The 576-nt window shown below is 72.2% G+C and carries 1 protein-coding gene; it reads left to right on the top strand.

Going from position 1 to position 576, the window contains the following annotated elements:
- Positions 1 to 218 precede the first annotated feature (218 nt).
- Positions 219 to 377 carry a hypothetical protein gene (locus D7V97_RS45185; protein ID WP_158623582.1) on the top strand — a complete coding sequence of 53 codons (159 nt, stop codon included), beginning with the start codon at positions 219 to 221 and terminating at the stop codon, positions 375 to 377.
- The last annotated feature ends 199 nt before the right edge of the window (positions 378 to 576 follow it).

Genomic DNA, 576 nt, shown 5'->3' on the forward strand with positions numbered 1-576 from the left:
CCGCCCCCTCCGTTTGAAGCGGCCGAAGCTCGAAGCCCGGAGACTCCGGGTGAAGCCGTGGGTCCTCCGAGGATGGAGCCCCGGCGGCAACGCCTGTTGCCCCCGGGGCCACGCTGTCCCCACCGCTGTAGCGCCCGAGGTCACAACCGGGGCACTCCGGCCCCTCCCTCCTGAGTGGGGGTCGGGGTCGGCACGGTCCATGCTTTGGCTCAGCGCCCATGGCGTACTACTGGAACGTGATGGCACTGTCGGTGGGCGTGGTCTTCTGCTTCATGTTGGGCCGGACCCTGTTCGAGGGCGCCGAACCCGCCCCCACCCGGGTGTCGTCTCCGTCCTCGCACGCGCTCCACGCGGACGCGGGCCACCCTCGCAAGTAGGGCCCCGCGGAGCGCCTCCTCGCGCGATGATGCGGGTCCGGTGAGCACGACGGGCACCCTCCTCTTCCTGCTGCTCTGGGCCCTGCTCCTCGCGGGGGCGCTCTCCATCGTCATCTTCACGCTGCGCACCGGCATCTCGCCCATGCCCACCCCGGCCCGGGTGCGGCGCGAGCTGCTGGCCCTCCTGCCCCCCCACACC

This window comes from Corallococcus sp. CA053C (genome assembly GCF_003611675.1).
GTDB lineage: Bacteria > Myxococcota > Myxococcia > Myxococcales > Myxococcaceae > Corallococcus.

What these genes read in the sequence shown, in the direction of transcription:
- D7V97_RS45185 (WP_158623582.1), top strand. Translation starts at nt 219, where the DNA reads ATGGCGTACTACTGGAACGTGATGGCACTGTCGGTGGGCGTGGTCTTC.